The organism is Corynebacterium sp. KPL2838 (assembly GCF_040225455.1).
Lineage (GTDB): Bacteria > Actinomycetota > Actinomycetes > Mycobacteriales > Mycobacteriaceae > Corynebacterium > Corynebacterium rhinophilum.
In genome coordinates, this window is record NZ_JBEHFT010000073.1 from 1 (window position 1) to 1,486 (window position 1,486).

At 53.1% G+C, this 1,486-nt stretch carries 1 protein-coding gene; it reads right to left on the reverse strand.

Features of this window, described 5'->3' with window-relative positions:
- Positions 1–15 precede the first annotated feature (15 nt).
- A complete protein-coding gene (locus ABRP98_RS11700) occupies positions 16–1,281 on the reverse strand; it encodes an IS256 family transposase (protein WP_349859361.1) in 1,266 nt (421 codons plus the stop codon).
- Between the last annotated feature and the right edge of the window lie 205 nt (positions 1,282–1,486).

Here is a 1,486-nt window from a genome sequence, read left to right on the forward strand (position 1 = left end):
AAGCACTCACATCAGCTACACTGACCAAAGCAGCATAGCTAACCCCCGACGTGTCCACTTTCCGGGGGTCAGGCCCATGGTGTTGGTAGCTATCAGACGTCGGGTGTGTTCCAAGCTTGCTAGTGACATATAGCGTTTCTGCTGGATCCAGTCGTCATGCTGTTCAGCTAGTACCGCGCCGACGAGGCGGATGACAGCTGCGCGGTTGGGAAAGATTCCTACAACGTCGGTACGCCGCCGGATTTCACGGTTCAAACGCTCCGTGGGATTATTGGACCATACCTTCGTCCATACAGCTTTGGGCGTGGTTGTAAACGCGAGAATCTCATCTAATGATTCTTCCAGGTAGTCGGCTGCGTCGGGAAAACGCTCGGTGCAGAAATCCACGACCTGACGGGCTTGGTCCCAGGTAGCTTGCGCGTCGGCTTGCTGGAAGATGGAGTGAAACATTCCCGATAGTGTTGTCCACTGGCGTTTTGACACTTTTGACGACAGGTTCTTAGCAAAATGTGTGCGGCAGCGTTGCCAGCCTGCAGTAGGTAGTACTTGACCAACAGCGGCTTGGATTCCTAGGTGTGCATCGCTGGTGACGAGATAGACTTCGCTAAGACCACGGGCTTTAAGGTCTTGGAAGAATCCGGTCCATGATTCCACGGATTCTGATGTTGCGACCTGCATGCCCAGTAGTTCACGGTAGCCGTCTTTGTTAACACCGGTAGCGATAAGCACACTGGTTTTAACGACACGTCCGCCTTCGCGGACTTTCATGGTCAACGCGTCACAGGACAGGTAGTAATACGGTCCTGAATCCAGTGGGCGGGCTCTAAAGTCAGCGACCATCTCGTCGAGTTCTTTGGCCATGTCAGACACTTGTGATTTCGACAGATTGTCAATGCCCAGCGTGGCCACCAAATCATTCATGCGTCTAGTGGAGACCCCTTTGAGATAACACGTGGCTATCACGGTAGTCAGGGCCCGTTCGGTGCGTGTACGCCTTTCTAAGAGCCAGTCGGGAAAGAATGCGCCGTGACGTAGCTTCGGGATAGCAACATCAATACTGCCTACCCTGGTGTCTAAGGACCGGTGACGGTAGCCATTGCGGGTATTAGTCCGTTGTGGAGATACCGTGGCGTAATCAGCGCCGCAGACCGTGTCAGCCTGGGCTGAAAGTATCTGGTTAATGAAGTCTGTAAGCATCTGGCGCATCAAGTCTGGGGAGGCTTGGGTCAGCAATTCTTCCAGATACGCAGTGGGATCGATATGATGGGGGTTAGCGGCCATCGCGGTGATATTCCTTTCGAGGATAGGTTGAAGTTGATTCGAAAGGCACCCGTGATGGTCGCCTTATTGTGCACCGGCACGAGGCTTACCACGGGTAACAGATACACCACACTAGTGGAGAGTGTCTAATGGTTTGTGTGTGGGAACCTAACCCGCATAAGGAGATGAACCAGAATGACTACTATGGCGAGACGAGATCTAAGCT

Excerpts from the sequence above, each read along its gene's own strand:
- ABRP98_RS11700 (WP_349859361.1), bottom strand. The coding sequence starts at position 1,281 with ATGGCCGCTAACCCCCATCATATCGATCCCACTGCGTATCTGGAAGAA.